This is a genomic window from Streptomonospora arabica, assembly GCF_039531585.1.
GTDB lineage: Bacteria > Actinomycetota > Actinomycetes > Streptosporangiales > Streptosporangiaceae > Streptomonospora > Streptomonospora halophila.
The window spans coordinates 290,674-306,408 of the sequence record NZ_BAAAQI010000003.1 but is presented as its reverse complement, the minus strand read 5'-3'; the positions used below and the strand labels follow the sequence as shown (position 1 = coordinate 306,408).

The window sequence follows — 15,735 nt, the reverse complement described above, 5'->3', positions numbered from 1 at the left end:
GCGCACGCCGCTGAAGCTGCTAGCATTTAGAGCGTTGTTCAGGGGCTGTAGCGCAGTCCGGTAGCGCACCTCGTTCGCATCGAGGGGGTCAGGGGTTCGAATCCCCTCAGCTCCACATCCGGGGTCCTGCCCGGGCGCCGGTCCAGGCCGGTGCCGCGGAAGGCCGCCCTGACACCGTTGAAGGCGGGTCCACGTCCCTCGGACGCGGCCCCGCTTTCGTCTTGTGCACACCGTGCCCGCCGTCGGCGCCCGACCGCGGGATCAGCCCGGCGCCTTGGCCGTGCATGGCCTGGACCAGCACATGGTCCACGATTTCGAGCATCAGCTCGGTGCGCATCCCCAGCTGAGCTGGACGACGAGGCGATCGCGTCTCATGCCCACGGCATGCTGGGAGCCGGCGCCGCCGGGACGCTTCCCGCGTCCGTGCCGTGGCGCTACCGCGTGAACGACCCCGGCGAGGTCCCGTATCCCGGCTCCTACGAGGTGGGGATCGTCGTCAGCGGGCACGTCGAGCACACCGTGCACTACGAACCGGGGCTGTTCGACAGCGGCCGGTGCCTGGGGGCCGCGGACGCCGCCGCACCGCGCGGCGACCTCCCCGACTCCGCGCTCGCGGATGCGGCGCGGCACCCGAGCGGGGGAGTCACGACCTGACCCGGTAGGGCGACCGTGCGCCGAACGCGGCGCCCGCCCGAGGGCCGTGGCACGCAGCCGAGGCCCGGGGGTTTTCCGCCGGGGCCTGGCGCCCGGCTTGCCGCGCGCGGCTTCCCCTGCCCGCCTTCGGCCCGCCGGCGCCGGTGTTCCGCGGCTGTGGTCCGGTGGTTCCGGTGCTCGCGCGTGCGGGCGGTGCGTCGCCCGTGCGTCACTGGTGCGTCAGCGCGCGCGGGCCGGCCCCGGCCGCCTGCAGTCGCCTATGCATGAGTCGGCCCCGGCCGGGGAGCCGGTGTCGCTCGCCTGGATCGCGCTCGCCGCGTTCCTCGGGCCGATGCCGGCGGCGTCGGTGCGCAAGACGCAAGGCCGTCCCCGGCGTCGTCCGGCTGCCGGTGCCGGGCGTGCTGATCGGCCCCGATGCTGGATTCGGCCGGGAGCAGCTCCGGCGTCCTGCTCGTGCGGGACGTGGGGTTCGGGCTGCTGTTCCTGCTCGCCGGGCCGCAGACCGCCCCTCGTTTCCGCGGGCCCGCCAGGGGCGCGCGGCCTGGTCGAGCCGGGGAGCGGGACTCGTGCTCGCGGTGGGTGCGGCCCCGGTCGTCGTCGGCGGCGACGAATCGCGCGTGCCGGTCGTGCTCGGTAGCGCCGCCACCTCCCACCGCGCTCGGCACCCTGTCGCCGCCCGGCGTCGGCGCGCGCACCCGTGCGCGGATCCGAAGGCGCGCGGGTACGGTCGCGGGAGTGCGGCCGTACCCGCGCACCGCGGCCGGGATTGCCCGCGGATATGTGGTGACCTGGGGAAAATCCGGCACACCCGGGCGCATGAGAGTATTGTGTGGCGCAGGGGGTCCTCCCGCCCCGCTGTCCCTCCGCCGTCCTCCGCCGGCGCCGGTGCCGACCGCGGCGGCGCATTGCATTGGCGGCTCCGGCCCATCGCTGAAATGCCCGCTTCCGCCAATGGGTCTTCCTCGTCGGCAATGCGGCGGGCAGGGCCCGGCAATTCTGCGTTGAGCGGGAATTCGCAGGCCGGGGTGGCGGGTCGGCCGCACCGCGTGTTACGCGCGGGCCCGGGTGATGCCGTTCTGCGGTGTCATCAATTCGATACCCTGAGTTCTTCCTGGTCAGCGGCCGCGTGTCGGCGAATCTGCAGGTGGGGGCGGAGGTCGGGAAGAACACGGCGCGTGACGACGGCGCCGGGGGTGCCGTGCATTGTTTATGCGCAATTCCGGGGCTTGGAGATATATATCCGGTAGAAGGCTGGTAAACCCCGGTTTGGGGCTTGCGCGAAGTGTGGCCGGGGGCTTATCTTACGTTCCGGGGATGGATGATGATGCAATGGAAAGGTGCACTGTGTTAAGGAAGACCTGCGCGGTCATCGCACTCGCTGTCACCGCGGTTCTCGCGCCTTCGATTCCCGCTGCCACCGCTGACACGGCGGAAGCGGCGGCCGCCAGCTGGAGCTGGCACTAGCGAAGCGCCCCGCCCGCGGGGAGCCGATCGATTCGAGAACGTCGTTTCCCGGCCCGTGCCCCCGGGTCGGGAAGCGGCGTTCACTCGTGTGCGCCGGGTGCGCGGTGCGCCGTCCGGCTGCCGCCGCCGCAGTCCCTGCGGTCCCGCCTGCCGGCTCCGGCGCGCGTTCCGGACACGCACGGTGCCGACCGCGTTGCGGCGGACCGCCGAGCGGGTAGGCAACGGAGAGTGATCCCGGCCCGGCGGCATAAGGACGGCGAGACCCGTGCCCGACAACGCGGAGCGTGGACCCGACCATCCGGCACCCGACCCCCGCCCGCAGTACCGCCGCTATCCGGGCGGCGGTGAGTTCCCGCCCGGCCGCCACGCCCCCGGCGGCTACCACCTGCCCGAGGACGAGGCCGAGCCGGCGCCGCCGACGGAGCCCGCGCTGCCGGGCGAGACCCCGCCCGAGCCCGAAACACCCGCCGGCGGTGCCGAGCAGGAGCCGGCGCCGGTCGCGGCGGAGCGGTTCCGCCGCGCCGAGCCCGCCCGCCGCAAGGCCATCCCGGCCGTCAGGGGCACGAGGCACTGGCGCCTGTGGATCAGCACGGCGCTGTTCGTGATGTTCACCGGAAGCTGGGCCGACTACCTTGCACCGAGCACCCGCGCCCTGTGGCACCTGGCGTTCTGGGGGCTGCTGGGCGCGGCGGCGCTGGTCTCGGTCTACCGCGAGCGCCGCAACGGCTGGGACCCGTCGCCGCGCTGGCACTGGCCCGCGGCTGCGGTGGCGGGGACCATCGCGACCGAGGTGCTGGTGGCCACCGTGGGCTCGACCGCGGTGACGGCCGGATCGGCCGTGGTTCTGGCGCTGGGCGTGTTCCTGGTGCTGATGTTCGGCTGACGCGTCCGGCCGCGTGCGCGGCCGGGGTGCTCCCGGCGGGCGGCCCGGATCAGGTGGCCTCGCTGTCGAAGGGCGGGCGCTTGCCGTTCAGCTGGGCGGCGGGCCGGCTGCGGTCGGCGCCGTCCTCGTCGCCGGACTCCCAGAAGTGCTTCTGCACGAACCGCCGCGGGTTGAGGTCCTCGACGTCGAAGTCCTTGAACTCCGGCCCCAGGCCCTGCTGGATGTCGGTCTTGGCGCTGTCGGCCATGGTGCGCAGCTGCCGCAGAACCCGGCCGATCTGCGCCGCCGCCTTGGGCAGCTGGTCCGGGCCGAAGATCACCAGTGCGAGCACAGCGAGGGCGATGAACTCGCCCGCCCCGATGTTGAACATGCCCGGCTCCTCCGATTGGCCTGTGGTGGTTGCTCCGGCCTCCTAGCAGATTAACCCGTGTCGTCCGCTCCGTGGGCAACGGAGGGCGGCCGGTGGATGACCGCTCGCGCCGCGGGGGCCCGCCGAGAGCCGCCCCCGGCCCTGCCGCCGCGAGAGGACCGGGCGCTAGGGTTGTGGCGGCCTTGCGGGGGTTCGCGGGCGGCAGTGTGGACGGTGGTGGCGTGACGGGAGGACCGGTGGCCGAGAGCGCGCTGCGCGGCTGGGCGCGGAGTATCGTCGGCGGACGCTGGTTCCAGGCCGTGATCATCGGTCTGATCCTGCTGAACGCGGTCGCCCTGGGCCTGGAGACCTACGTCGACGGCCCGCTCGCCGGCGCCGCCGGCCTCCTGGCCGCGGCCGAGGTCGTCTTCGTCGCGATCTTCGCCGCCGAACTCGTGCTCAAGGGCTTCGCCTACGGCCGCGCCTTCTTCCGCGACCCGTGGAACTGGTTCGACATGATCGTGGTCGGTATCGCGCTGGTGCCGGCGTCCTCGGGGTTCTCCGTCCTGCGGATGCTGCGCATCCTGCGGATTCTGCGGCTGGTCAGCGTCGTCCCGCAGATGCGCACCATCGTCACGGCGCTGTTCCGCTCGGTCCCGGGGCTGGGCACCGTGAGCGGGCTGCTGCTGATCATCGTCTACACCGCGGCGGTACTGGGGGAGCGGCTCTTCCACGAGATCGACCCCGAGCACTTCGGCGACCTCGACACCACCCTCTACACGATGTTCGTGCTGCTGACGACCGAGGACTGGCCCGAGGTGGCCCAGCCGGTGCTGGAGCGCGAGCCCGTGGCGTGGGTGTTCTTCGTCGGCTACATCGTGCTGACGGCGTTCATCATGCTCAACGTGGTGATCGGCGTGATCGTCACCGCTCTGGAGCAGGAGGTCAACGCCGAGCGCTGGGAGGAGGACCAGGAGCTTGAGCTGGAGCAGCACCAGTCGGTCATGGACCGGCTGGAGGAGCTGACCGAGCAGGTCGCCCGGCTCAGCGACGAGGTGCGGGTGCTCGGCGGCGTCGAGGGCGGAGGGCGCCGCCGGGACGGTCAGGAGGGCGCCGAGCCCTCCGCGGAGCCCGCCGGAGACGCCGAGCCCGCCCTGGAACCCGACGGAGGGTCCGCGCGGTAGCGGGCGCCGTTCGCGGCCGCGGACCGCGGCGGGACCGCCCCCGCAAACACAGCAGCCCTTCGCCCGAGACCGAGCGAAGGGCCGAGAAAAGATTCAGGCGACGTCAGAGCGCACGCACGTTGGACGCCTGCGGGCCCTTGGGGCCCTGGGTGATCTCGAACTCGACCGACTGGTCCTCTTCCAGGTTCCGGAAGCCGGTACCCGCGATCGCCGAGTAGTGCACGAACACGTCCGGTCCACCGCCCTCAACAGCGATGAAACCGAAACCCTTCTCAGAGTTGAACCACTTCACGGTGCCCTGAGCCATCTGCTCTCCCTTTGGGGACTACTTCGGGGCCGCACCCTGCTGGCCCCGGGTTGCTGAGCGCCCGTCCCCGGGAGTTTCTGCCCAAACGACCAGCGCCCACGTGAAGTTCCGTGAGGCGCCTGGGCCATCAATGGAAACTACAACCGCAACCGGTTCATGAGACTACCAGCCGCATACATGCCGTGCCGAGGCTTTCCGACCCCGGAATCAGTGTTCAAGAACGCGTCATTCGCATGTGCGTTTCCTGTTGATCTTTCGCATGCGGCAGGCTAAGAGCGCCTCGGCGGCGCCCCGGGGCCCTGGGGTCAGTCCCCGCCCCCGTTGCCGTAGATCCAGGTGTCGAACCACATCCGCTGGGCCCAGGCGTCGTAGGTGATCGTCTCGCCGCTGAGCACCGGGTAGAGGTAGGCGAAGTTGGCGACCACCAGCAGCAGCACGACGCCGAAGACCACGCCTCCCGCCACTCTCGCCCACGGCGAGTACTCCGGCCGCGTCTCGCCGGCGCCCAGCACGAGCCCCAGGGCCAGCACGAGCGCCAGCACGAGGAACGGGAGCATCGGCAGGGCGTAGAAGACGAACATGGTCCGGTCCGGGTAGGCGAACCACGGCAGCCACCCCGCGGCCACGCCCAGCAGCACGGCGCCCGCGCGCCAGTCGCGGTAGGTCAGCCACCAGCCCAGCATCACGACCACAGCGGCGATGCCCAGCCACCACACGGCCGGCGTGCCGATGCTCAGCACCGCGGTGGAGCAGTCCGGCCGGCCGCAGGTTGAGGGCTGGTCGTCGTAGTAGAACGCGACCGGCGTGCGCATGATGGGCCACTCCCACGGCTGCGACGCGTAGTCGTGCGGCTTGGACAGCCCGCTGTGGAACGAGTACATCTGCTGGTGGTAGTAGGCCAGACTGCGCAGCCCGTTGACGGGGGCCTGCACGAGCCCCGGCGCGCCCTCCAGCCAGGCGGGCATGTGGGCGGCGCCCCAGCCGCGGCCGTAGCCGCCCGATGTGGCCAACCAGCCGGTCCACGTCGCCAGGTAGGTGACCGCGGCCACGCCCACCGTCTGGAAGAACGCGGGCACGGCATCGAAGACGAACCAGCGCACCGCCGTGCGGTCGTGGCCGGTGCTGCGCCGCGCACCGTAGTCCCACGCCACCGTGAGCAGGCCGAACGCCGCCACGTAGAACAGGGCCGACCACTTGCAGCCCACCGCCATGCCGAGGAACAGCCCCGCGCCGATCCGCCACCAGCGCACACCCAGCCAGTTGACGGCCTGGACGCCCTGCTCGGCCTTGTCGGCCAGCCGCGCCCGGGTGCGGTCGCGGTCGACGACCAGGCACCCGAAGCCCGCCAGGATGAAGAAGGTCAGGAAGATGTCGACCATGGCGATGCGGCTGAGCGTGAAGTGCAGCCCGTCCAGCGCCATGATCAGGCCCGCCGCGGAGCCCAGTAGCCACGACCGCGTCATCCGCTGGGCGATGCGCACCAGCAGCAGCACCGACAGCGCGCCGACGACCGCCGAGGCCAGCCGCCACCCCTCGGGTTCGACCTCGGCGGTGCCCGGCAGCAGGCCCCACACCTGGTCACCGGCCGCGATCAGCCACTTCGCCAGCGGAGGGTGGACCACGAAGTCGGCGCCGCCGCTCCAGATCTGGTCGTTGCCCCGCTCCAGCATCGCGTCGGCGCGTTCGAGGGTCTCGTGCTCGTAGCCGAACACCCACATCGACAGACCGTTCTTGGCGTAGTAGGTCTCGTCGAAGTAGATCTGGCCCGGTCTGCCCAGCCCGATCAGGCGCAGCGCGCCGGCGAACAGGGCGACCGCCACCGCCGCGACCCACCCCGCCCAGGCCGGCTGCGGCATGGGCGGCACCAGGCGGGAGCGGACCGATCCGCGCCAGCTCGGATCGGGATCGACGGAGGCTTCGGGTGCGGTGGTGGTCATGTCGGCTCTTAAGGTTGGGGCACGGGTGGTCGGTCTTCGGGGAGGCCTCACGGCGGGGTGGTGCCGGGCGGTGCCGCGCGGCCGCAGGTGCGCGCCGCGAGCAGGGCGGGCGCCGTGGACCGCCGCCGCGGCGGGGCCGCGCGCCGGTCCGGGGCCGCCCGGAGCACTCCCTTACCGTAGCGTCTAGAGAGCGGGTGGAACGTGACCGCAGGGCCGAGCGGATCCGAGGAGCCGCGGGCCGCGCAGGCGCCCGGAACTTTGACGTTGGCGGGGCTGCCCATCGGCAACGGTGACGACGCCCCGCCCCGGCTGCTGCGAGCGCTGGAGGGCGCAGGGATCATCGCCGCGGAGGATACCCGCCGACTGCGCCGCTTCGCCGCCCGGGCGGGCCTTCGGCTCGGCGGCGAGGCCGGCGCCCGGGTGGTGTCCTACTACGACGCCAACGAGGCGCGCAGGGCCGAGGAGCTGCTGAACGAGCTCGCGGCCGGCCGCGACGTCCTGGTGGTCACCGACGCCGGCATGCCCGGCGTCTCCGACCCCGGCTACCGCCTGGTGGCTGCGTGCGCCGAAGCGGGAGTCCCCGTGACGTCGGTGCCGGGGCCGACCGCGGTGACCACGGCGCTGGTGCTGTCAGGGCTGCCCACCGACCGGTTCTGCTTCGAGGGGTTCGCGCCCCGCAAGGGCCGGCGCGCCTACTTCGCCGACCTCGCGGCCGAGCGCCGCACGATGGTCTTCTTCGAGAGCCCGCACCGGCTGGCGGCCACGCTTGCGGCGATGGCCGAGGGCTTCGGCGCCGACCGGCGTGCGGCGGTGTGCCGCGAGCTGACCAAGACCTACGAGGAAGTCCGGCGCGCGCCGCTGGGCGACCTCGCCGAGTGGGCGCGCGGCGAGGTGCGCGGCGAGATAACGGTCGTGGTGGCCGGGGCCGCGCCGGCCGCGGTGCCGCGCACCCCCGAGGACCTGGCGGCGGCGGTGGCCGAGCGCGAGGCCGGGGGCCTCTCCCGCAAGGACGCGGTCCGCGAGGTGGCCCGCGAGCTCGGGGTGCCCAAGCGCGAGGTCTACGACGCGGCGCACCGCTGAGGCCCGCGGCGTCCGGGACGCCGCTGCGCGGCACGACGAAGAAGGCGGGGCCGGGCAGTGCCCGACCCCGCCCGCGTCCGCTGGACCGCGCCGTTAGACCACGGCGCCGTCACTCTGCTCGCGCGCCGTGCGCAGCTCCTTGCGCTGCTTGGTGCGCTTCTCGCGGATGACGTGCGGCGGGGGTGTCTTGTCCCACCGCTGCAGCCACGCCGCCAGCGGCGCGGCGACGAACACCGTCGAGAAGACACCCGATATCAGGCCGACCAGCATCGCCACCGAGAAGTCCCGCAGCGACGCCCCGCCGAAGACGGCCAGCGTGGCCAGGATGAACACACCGCCGATGGTGGTGTTCACCGTACGCGGGATCGTGTGCAGGATGGCCGTGTTGGCGATCTTCCTGAAGCCCGACCTGCTGTCGTTGGCCCATTCGTCGCGCACCCGGTCGAACACCACCACCGAGTCGTTCACCGAGAATCCGATGACGCTCAGGATGGCGGCGAGGAACACGCCGTCGATGGGCCTGCCGAGCCAGCAGAACAGGCCGATCACCAGGGTGATGTCGAAGGCCAGCGCCAGCATCGTCGACACACCGAAGGACCAGCGGAACCGCCAGGCCAGGTAGACCATCTGCAGGGCCAGCGCCGCCACCAGGGCGATCAGCGCCCGGTTGCGGAGCTCGTCGCCCATGCTCGGGCCGATCTTCTCGTCGGAGAGCCGTTCGACGCCGCCGGCCTGGTCGGCCAGGGCGTCCTGGATGGAGGCGGCCTCCGCGTCGCTGATCGGGCCGGTGCGCACCGCGATGTCGCCGTCGCCCGACTCCTGCACCACCGCGTTGGGGAAGCCGGCGTCGGTGACGGTGTCGCGGGCCGCGGAGACGCTGATCTCCTGCTGGGTGGTGAAGTCCATGACCCGGCCGCCGGTGAACTCCACACCGAAGTTGGGCGTGCGGATCAGGACACCGGCCACCGCCACGACGACGATCGCTGCGGCGATGCCCAGCCACAGCTTGGACCGCGACATCAGGTCGGGATTGCGCCGGGTGAGCCACTCGCGCACCGCGCTGATCTTGGAGATGCCGGTGATGGCGGGGTGCTTGCGGGCGAACTTGCGGCGCACCGCCCATTCCACCAGCACGCGGGCGATGACCAGCGCCGAGACCATCGAGGCGATGGTGCCCAGTCCCAGGGTCACACCGAAGCCGCGCACCGTGCCCGAGGCGAAGAAGAACAGCAGCGCAGCGGCGATGAGCGTGGTGATGTTGGTGTCCAGCACCGCGCTCCAGGCCTTCTGCGTACCGGAGACGAACGCCTTCTGCAGGTTCGGCGGGATCGCCCGGCGGCGCCGGCGGGAGAGCACGCCGGACTCGGCCTGCTCGGTCTCGGCCTCGGTGGCGTCGACCATCCCGGCGGACTTGTTGGCCTGGTAGATCTTCTCCTGGTTCTGGTACTCCTCGCGCGCTCGTTCGAATATCAGCACGTTGGCGTCGATCGCCATGCCGATCGCGAGCACGAACCCGGCCAGGCCGGGCAGGGTGAGCGTCGCGCTCAGCGCCACCAGCGCCGCGTAGGCGATCAGCGTGTAGCAGGCCAGTGCCACGGCGGCCAGGAAGCCGACGAGGCGGTAGGCGACGCAGATGTAGACGCCGGTCAGCAGGATGCCGATCGCGCCGGCGATGAAGCTGGCCCGGATGGCGTCCTCGCCCAGCGTGGGGCCGACGGTCTGGCGCTGCACCTCGGTTACGGGCAGCGGCAGCGAACCGCCCTCGATCAGCACGGCCAGGTCCTGCGCGCTCTCCTGGTCGAAGCTGCTGCTGGTGATGGTGGTGGAGCCGCCCGTCTGGCCGACGTCGCAGGCGGTGTCCTGGTTGACCTCGGGCGAGGAGATGACCTCGTCGTCCAGCACGATGGCGACGCGCCGCTGGGGCTGGCCCGGGTCGTGGCAGGCGGCCTGGCCGGTCAGCTTCGCCCAGGCGTCGGTTCCGTTGCCGCGGAAGTCGACGTTGACCTGCCACTGGGTGTTGGTGGTGGGGTCGAGCACGGCCTCGGCGCCGGCGACCTGGTCGCCCTCGATCCGGGACTCGCCCAACTGGAGCTGGTTGCCCTGCTCGTCGGGCAGGGTGCGGGCGACCTTGCTGGGGTCGGCGGCCTGCTGGCCGGCGCCGGCACCCGCGCCCGCGCCGCCTTGGCCCTGCAGGAGCTGCTGGAGCTCCTCCTGGCTCATGTCGCCCATGCCGCCGCCGGAGCCGCCTCCTGAGCCGGAACCGCCTTCTGAGCCGGATCCGCCGCCGGAGCCGCCCTGGCCGTCGGTCGGGGCGCGGGCCTCGTCGGCCGGGGCGTTGGCGGAGTCGCCCATGGGCGCCTGCACGCCGCTGCCCTGCGCGGGCGCGACGCCCAGCACCGGGTGGAAGGTGAGCTGAGCGGTCTGGCCCAGGATCTCCGCCGCCTCGGTGGGGTCCTGCACGCCGGGCAGTTCGACGATGACGCGGTTCTCGCCGGACCGCGACATGGTGGCCTCGCTTACGCCGAGGCTGTCGATGCGCTCGCGCAGCACCTGGATCACCTTGTCGGTGTTCTCGGCGTTGGCCTCGGTGCCGTCGCGGCCGTCCTGGGTCTCCAGGATGATCTGCGTGCCTCCACTGAGGTCGAGCCCCAGCTTCGGCGGGATGAACCATGCGGCGCCGAACGCGCCGATGACGATGGCTAGGGAGACGATGCCGCGCAGCCAGCGCGATCCGGCTCCCGTTTGGGTGGACATTGGACTACCTCTTCACGAACGGTCATGCGGCCTCTGCGGCAGGGCGGGCGCCCTGCCGCGGGTGGACTGGTTCACATGCGTCCGGTGAGCGGCGGCGCCCGGCCGAAGGGCAGTGCGAAGGCGTCGTCCAGACGGGGAGCCTCGACCGAGCCCGGCGGCGGTACCAGCGTCCAGTGGCCGGCGAACTCGCCGATCCACGGCAGCACGGGGCTGTAGGCCTCGGGGAGGTCGCGTACCACCGGGCGGTGGTCGGTCTTCCACCCCGGAAGCGCGACGGACACCGCGCCCGAGTCGCGTTCGACCAGCAGCGCCCGGTCGGAACCGGAGTCCGTCTTGCCGGACGCCCCGCGGGCGTCGGCGTGGGAGCCGGCGTCCGCGGCGGCGGCGACGGCCAGGGGCGCGTGGCCGGCGGTCTGGGCGGCCAGCGCGGAAGCGCCCGGCGAGAGCGGCGCGCCCACCAGCAGGAGGGCGACGACCGCCAGCGAGGCCAAGACACGGGAAACCGTGGTGACCACCGCCTTAGTCGAACCTGGGTCGCGTGCGGCCGCCTGCGGGCCCGATGCGGGAACCGGGCGGAACACGTGCTCGGCAGACGACCTTAAACGCCAACACTACCGATGCGCGAGGCCACCGCTGTAGCCGCGCCCGCGGGACCGGGGGCCGGACGGCCCGCCGAGGACCGCGTGCGCTGGGCCGCGGCGTGCTCGGGGCGCCCGCAGGCGGCCGTCCACAGGCGGTGGAAAGCGGGTGAATCGGCGCCGCCGCCCCCTTAGGCTTGTGGCATGTCGTCGAAACGCCACATCCTGACCGCGGTGGCCTGGCCCTATGCCAACGGCCCCCGCCACATCGGGCACGTATCCGGATTCGGTGTCCCCTCCGACGTCTTCGCGCGCTTCCAGCGAATGTCCGGGCACGAGGTCCTGATGGTCAGCGGCACCGACGAGCACGGTACGCCGGTGCAGGTGCTGGCCGACCAGGAGGGCGTCGGCCCGCGCGAGCTCGCCGACCGCTACAACCGCGTCATCGTCGAGGACCTGGTCGCGCTCGGTCTCTCCTACGACCTCTTCACCCGCACCACCACGGGCAACCACTACACCGTCGCCCAGGAGCTGTTCACCGGGCTCTACGAGAACGGCTACATCTTCACCCGCACCACCAAGGGCGCCATCTCGCCCACGACCGGGCGCACCCTGCCCGACCGCTACATCGAGGGCACCTGCCCCATCTGCGGCTACGGCAACGCGCGCGGCGACCAGTGCGACAACTGCGGCAACCAGCTCGACCCGGTCGATCTGATCGACCCGCGCTCCAAGGTCGACGGCGAGACACCGGAGTTCGTCGACACCGAGCACTTCATGCTCGACCTGCCGGCCTTCACCCGGGTGCTGGGCGACTGGCTGAAGTCCAAGGGCGGCCAGTGGCGGCCCAACGTCCTGAAGTTCTCGCTGAACCTGCTCGACGACCTCCAGCCGCGCGCGGTCACCCGCGACCTCAACTGGGGCGTGCCCATCCCGCTGGAGGGCTGGCGCGACAACCCCAACAAGCGGCTCTACGTCTGGTTCGACGCGGTCATCGGCTACCTGTCGGCGGCGGTCGAGTGGGCTCAGCGCACCGGCTCCCCCGAGGCCTGGCGCCGCTGGTGGCAGGAGCCCGGCGCCGAGGGCTACTACTTCATGGGCAAGGACAACATCGTCTTCCACTCCGAGATCTGGCCGGCGATGCTCATGGGCTACAGCGGCCGGGGCGACCGCGGCGGCGAGCCCGGCTCGCTCGGTGCGCTGAACCTCCCCACCGAGGTGGTCTCCAGCGAGTTCCTGACCATGGAGGGCCGCAAGTTCTCCTCGTCGCGGCGCGTGGCCGTCTACGTCCGCGACTTCCTGGAGCGCTACTCCGCCGACGCGCTGCGCTACTACATCATCGCGGCCGGGCCCGAGACCCAGGACACCGACTTCACCTGGGCCGAGTTCGTGCGGCGCAACAACGACGAACTGGTCGCCGCCTGGGGAAACCTCGTCAACCGCTCCATCTCCATGGCGGCCAAGTACCTCGGCGAGATCCCCGCGGCCGGCGAGCTCACCGACGACGACCGCCGCGTGCTGGCCGGCTCGGCCGCCGCCTTCGACACGGTCGGCGAGCACCTGAACGGCTCGCGGTTCAAGGCCGGGCTGCAGGAGGCCATGCGCACGATCGCCGAGGCCAACAAGTACATCTCCGAGCAGGCCCCCTGGGCGCTGCGCAAGACCGACCCCGAGCGGATGGGTACGGTGCTGCACGTGGCGCTGCAGCTGGTCAGCGACGCCAAGACGCTGATGACGCCATTCCTGCCGGAGTCCTCGAACAAGGTCGACGCCATGCTCGGCGGCACCGGGGTGTGGTCGGCCATGCCGCGCATCGAGACCGCCGTCGACACCATCGGCGGCTCCGGCGAGCCCGTCGAGTACCCGGTCATCACCGGCGACTACACCGGCAACCGGGCCGTGTGGACGTCGGTGCCGATCGAACCGGGTACCCCGCTGTCGCCGCCGACGCCGCTGTTCACCAAACTCGACCCCGCCGTGGCCGACGAGGAGGTCGCCCGCCTGGAGCAGGAGGCCGCCGAGTAGCGGCCGGGCGCGGTGCCGCCGGGCCCGGCGGCACCGCGCCCGGAGAGGCGGCGGACACGTCGGCGGGCCGCTCGCTCAGCGGCCCGCCGCACCCGTGCCGAATGTCCTGCGCGTGCGGGCGCGGGGCCGGCGCCCACGGCGCGCCCCGGACCCCGGCGGGGCCGTGCCGCGAAACGAGCGAGCGAAGGGGAGAGGCCCGATGAGCAAGCGAAGCGGCAGCGCCGTGCGCAACCGGAACGCGCAGACGCCGCCGGAACCGCCGGAGCCGCTGCGTGTGGCCGTCGGCGACAGCCACACGCACATGGACATGCAGACCCCGGAGGTCGGCGCGATCGTCGCGGCCGCCGAGGCGGTCGGCGTCACGCCGCTGATGCAGGTCGGGGTGGACGTCTCGTCGTCGCAGTGGGCCGCCGCGACCGCCGCCGAGTACCCGGCGGTGTGGGCCGCGGCGGCCCTGCACCCCAACGAGGCGCCGCGGATCGTGCACGGCGACGGAGCGCCCGGCGTCGAGGCCGACGACACCGACTGGGCCGGCAAGGCGCGCCCCGCCGGCGGGCAGGCGGCGCTGGAGGACGCGCTGGCCGAGATCGACCGGCTGGCCGCGCTGCCCCAGGTCCGCGCGGTCGGCGAGACCGGGCTGGACTACTACCGCACCGGCTCCGAGGGCGCGGCCGCGCAGCAGGAGTCGTTCCGGCGCCACATCGGCATCGCCAAGCGCCACGGGCGGGCGCTGATGATCCACGACCGCGACGCCCACGACGACGTGCTGTCGATCCTGGCCGAGGAGGGCGCACCCGAGGCCGTGGTCTTCCACTGCTTCTCGGGCGACGCCGAGATGGCCAAGATCTGCGCCGACAACGGCTACTTCATGAGCTTCGCGGGCAACGTCACCTTCGCCGGCGCCGAGCAGCTGCGCGAAGCCGCCGCCCTGGCGCCGCCCGAGCTCGTGCTGGTCGAGACCGACGCCCCGTTCCTGACCCCCAAGCCCTACCGGGGCAGGCCCAACGCGCCCTACCTCGTCCCCTACACCCTGCGCGCTCTCGCCGCGGCCAAGGGCATGGCCGAGGACGACCTGGCCCGCGCCGTCGCCGCCAACGGGCGCCGCGCGTTCGGCCTGGACTAGACCCACGCCCACGCGCGGCCGAGGCTCGGGAGCCGCCTACTCCGGACCGCGGTCCGGAGTAGGCGCGGACTCCAGCCCCCACTCGGCCAGCGCCTCGGCGAGCGAGGGAGCGGCAAACCCCGGGTCGCGCGTCGCGCGCCCCGGCGTGCGGTCGAACCGGGGCGCCGGGCCGGGGTAGAGGCGGCCGTCCTTGCGCACGACCGAGCCGCGGGCGCTGACGTGGGGGTGGTCGGGCGCCTCGGCCATCGAGAGCACCGGCTGCACGCACGCCTCGGACCCGCCGAACACCTCCGCCCACTCGTCGCGGGTGCGGGTGCGCAGTTCTGCGGCGAACCGCTCGCGCAGCTTCGGCCAGTTCTCCCGGTCCCACTGGTCGGGCAGCTCGGCCCCGGAGAGCCCCAGGCCCTCCAGGAACGCGGCGTAGAACTGCGGCTCGATGCAGCCGACCGAGACGTGGCGGCCGTCGGCGCACTCGTAGACGTCGTACCAGGGTGCGCCGGTGTCCAGGTAGTTGGTGCCCCGCTCGTCCGACCAGGCGCCGCGCTCGCGGTCCTCGTAGACCATGGACATCAGCAGCGCGCTGCCGTCGACCATGGCGGCGTCCACGACCTGGCCGCGCCCCGACGCCTGCCGCTCCACCAGGGCGCTGAGGATTCCGGTCACCACGAACATGGTGCCGCCGCCGAAGTCGCCGAGCAGGTTGACGGGCGGGACGGGCGCCCCGCCTCGGCGCCCGATGCTGTGCAAAGCGCCGTTGAGGGAGATGTAGTTCATGTCGTGCCCGGCGACCTGGGACAGCGGGCCGTCCTGGCCCCACCCGGTCATGCGCGCGTAGACCAGCCGCGGGTTGAGCGCCAGGCAGGTGTCCGGTCCCAGGCCGCGCCGCTCCATCACTCCGGGGCGGAACCCCTCCAGCAGCACGTCGGCCGAGGCGACGAGCCCGCGGGCGGCGGCCGCGCCCTCCTCGGACTTCAGGTCGACGCCCATCACCGGCCGTCCGGCGCTCATGTGCGGGCGGTCGCCGCGTTCGGCCGCTTCGGCGGCGGCCGGCCGGTCCAGCCGGATGACCGACGCACCGAGGTCGGCGAGCAGCATTGCGGCCATCGGCCCGGGGCCGATCCCGGCGAACTCCACGACGCGGATTCCGTGCAGGGGACCCATGGGCGACCTTCCTCGGGTTTCGGGCGGGACGTCGACGCGAACACCGTTCGGCTGCACGGCTCATTCTGGCGGGGCTTCGCGCCCCGGCGCCACCGAGGGGCCGGGCGGTTGTATCAGGTAGGGCGGGCAAGCGCGGGCGCGCCCCGCGGCCGCGTCGGGTGGACGGATTCGGACGGACCCGAAGCAGGGTCCCGGTCGGTGTGGTACTTTCCGGTAGCAGTCGTGGTCGGCTGCGG

General features: G+C 72.7%; 12 protein-coding genes and 1 tRNA gene. 7 read left to right on the top strand and 6 right to left on the bottom strand.

Annotated features, from left to right (window positions below; translation table 11 throughout):
• Positions 1-41: 41 nt before the first annotated feature.
• The 3 genes from ABD284_RS07475 to ABD284_RS07465 all read left to right on the top strand — a co-directional run bounded on the left by ABD284_RS07475 (position 42) and on the right by ABD284_RS07465 (position 3,001).
• Positions 42-115 (top strand) — tRNA-Ala (locus ABD284_RS07475).
• 269 nt (positions 116-384) lie between these two features.
• On the top strand, positions 385-654 hold the full coding sequence (locus ABD284_RS07470; protein WP_344141783.1) for a hypothetical protein: 270 nt from the start codon (positions 385-387) through the stop codon (positions 652-654).
• Between the two features lie 1,729 nt (positions 655-2,383).
• A complete protein-coding gene (locus ABD284_RS07465) occupies positions 2,384-3,001 on the top strand; it encodes a hypothetical protein (protein ID WP_344141781.1) in 618 nt (205 codons plus the stop codon).
• Positions 3,002-3,050: 49 nt separating this feature from the next.
• Here the strand turns inward: ABD284_RS07465 and ABD284_RS07460 are convergent, their stop codons facing one another.
• Positions 3,051-3,371 carry a sec-independent translocase gene (locus tag ABD284_RS07460; protein WP_344141779.1) on the bottom strand — a complete coding sequence of 107 codons (321 nt, stop codon included), beginning with the start codon at positions 3,369-3,371 and terminating at the stop codon, positions 3,051-3,053.
• A 221-nt stretch (positions 3,372-3,592) separates the two neighbouring features.
• Between ABD284_RS07460 and ABD284_RS07455 the strand changes: the two genes are divergently transcribed.
• On the top strand, positions 3,593-4,534 hold the full coding sequence (locus tag ABD284_RS07455) for an ion transporter (RefSeq protein WP_386698932.1): 942 nt from the start codon (positions 3,593-3,595) through the stop codon (positions 4,532-4,534).
• Between the two features lie 103 nt (positions 4,535-4,637).
• On the opposite strand, the gene ABD284_RS07450 is transcribed toward ABD284_RS07455, so the two are convergent.
• Both ABD284_RS07450 and ABD284_RS07445 read right to left on the bottom strand, forming a co-directional pair.
• Positions 4,638-4,841 (bottom strand): cold-shock protein, encoded by a 204-nt coding sequence (locus tag ABD284_RS07450; protein ID WP_067975405.1) that lies wholly within the window; start codon positions 4,839-4,841, stop codon positions 4,638-4,640.
• A gap of 305 nt (positions 4,842-5,146) precedes the next feature.
• The gene (locus ABD284_RS07445) at positions 5,147-6,778 is read right to left on the bottom strand and encodes a dolichyl-phosphate-mannose--protein mannosyltransferase (protein ID WP_344141778.1); all 1,632 of its coding nucleotides are present in this window, start codon (positions 6,776-6,778) and stop codon (positions 5,147-5,149) included.
• Between the two features lie 201 nt (positions 6,779-6,979).
• Here ABD284_RS07445 and rsmI point away from each other — a divergent pair, with 201 nt between their 5' ends.
• On the top strand, positions 6,980-7,858 hold the full coding sequence (rsmI, locus tag ABD284_RS07440; RefSeq protein WP_386698935.1) for a 16S rRNA (cytidine(1402)-2'-O)-methyltransferase: 879 nt from the start codon (positions 6,980-6,982) through the stop codon (positions 7,856-7,858).
• 93 nt (positions 7,859-7,951) lie between these two features.
• On the opposite strand, the gene secD is transcribed toward rsmI, so the two are convergent.
• A complete protein-coding gene (gene secD, locus ABD284_RS07435) occupies positions 7,952-10,612 on the bottom strand; it encodes a protein translocase subunit SecD (protein WP_344141777.1) in 2,661 nt (886 codons plus the stop codon).
• A 71-nt stretch (positions 10,613-10,683) separates the two neighbouring features.
• Entirely contained in the window at positions 10,684-11,127 is a 444-nt protein-coding gene (locus ABD284_RS07430; RefSeq protein ID WP_344141776.1) for a hypothetical protein, read from the bottom strand.
• Between the two features lie 267 nt (positions 11,128-11,394).
• Here ABD284_RS07430 and metG point away from each other — a divergent pair, with 267 nt between their 5' ends.
• On the top strand, positions 11,395-13,215 hold the full coding sequence (gene metG / locus ABD284_RS07425; RefSeq protein ID WP_344141775.1) for a methionine--tRNA ligase: 1,821 nt from the start codon (positions 11,395-11,397) through the stop codon (positions 13,213-13,215).
• A 199-nt stretch (positions 13,216-13,414) separates the two neighbouring features.
• Positions 13,415-14,338: a TatD family hydrolase gene (locus ABD284_RS07420; RefSeq protein WP_344141773.1), complete on the top strand. Its 924-nt coding sequence runs from the start codon at positions 13,415-13,417 to the stop codon at positions 14,336-14,338.
• A 36-nt stretch (positions 14,339-14,374) separates the two neighbouring features.
• Here ABD284_RS07420 and ABD284_RS07415 read toward each other — a convergent pair whose 3' ends face one another.
• A complete protein-coding gene (locus ABD284_RS07415) occupies positions 14,375-15,499 on the bottom strand; it encodes a CaiB/BaiF CoA transferase family protein (protein ID WP_344141772.1) in 1,125 nt (374 codons plus the stop codon).
• Positions 15,500-15,735: the final 236 nt, after the last annotated feature.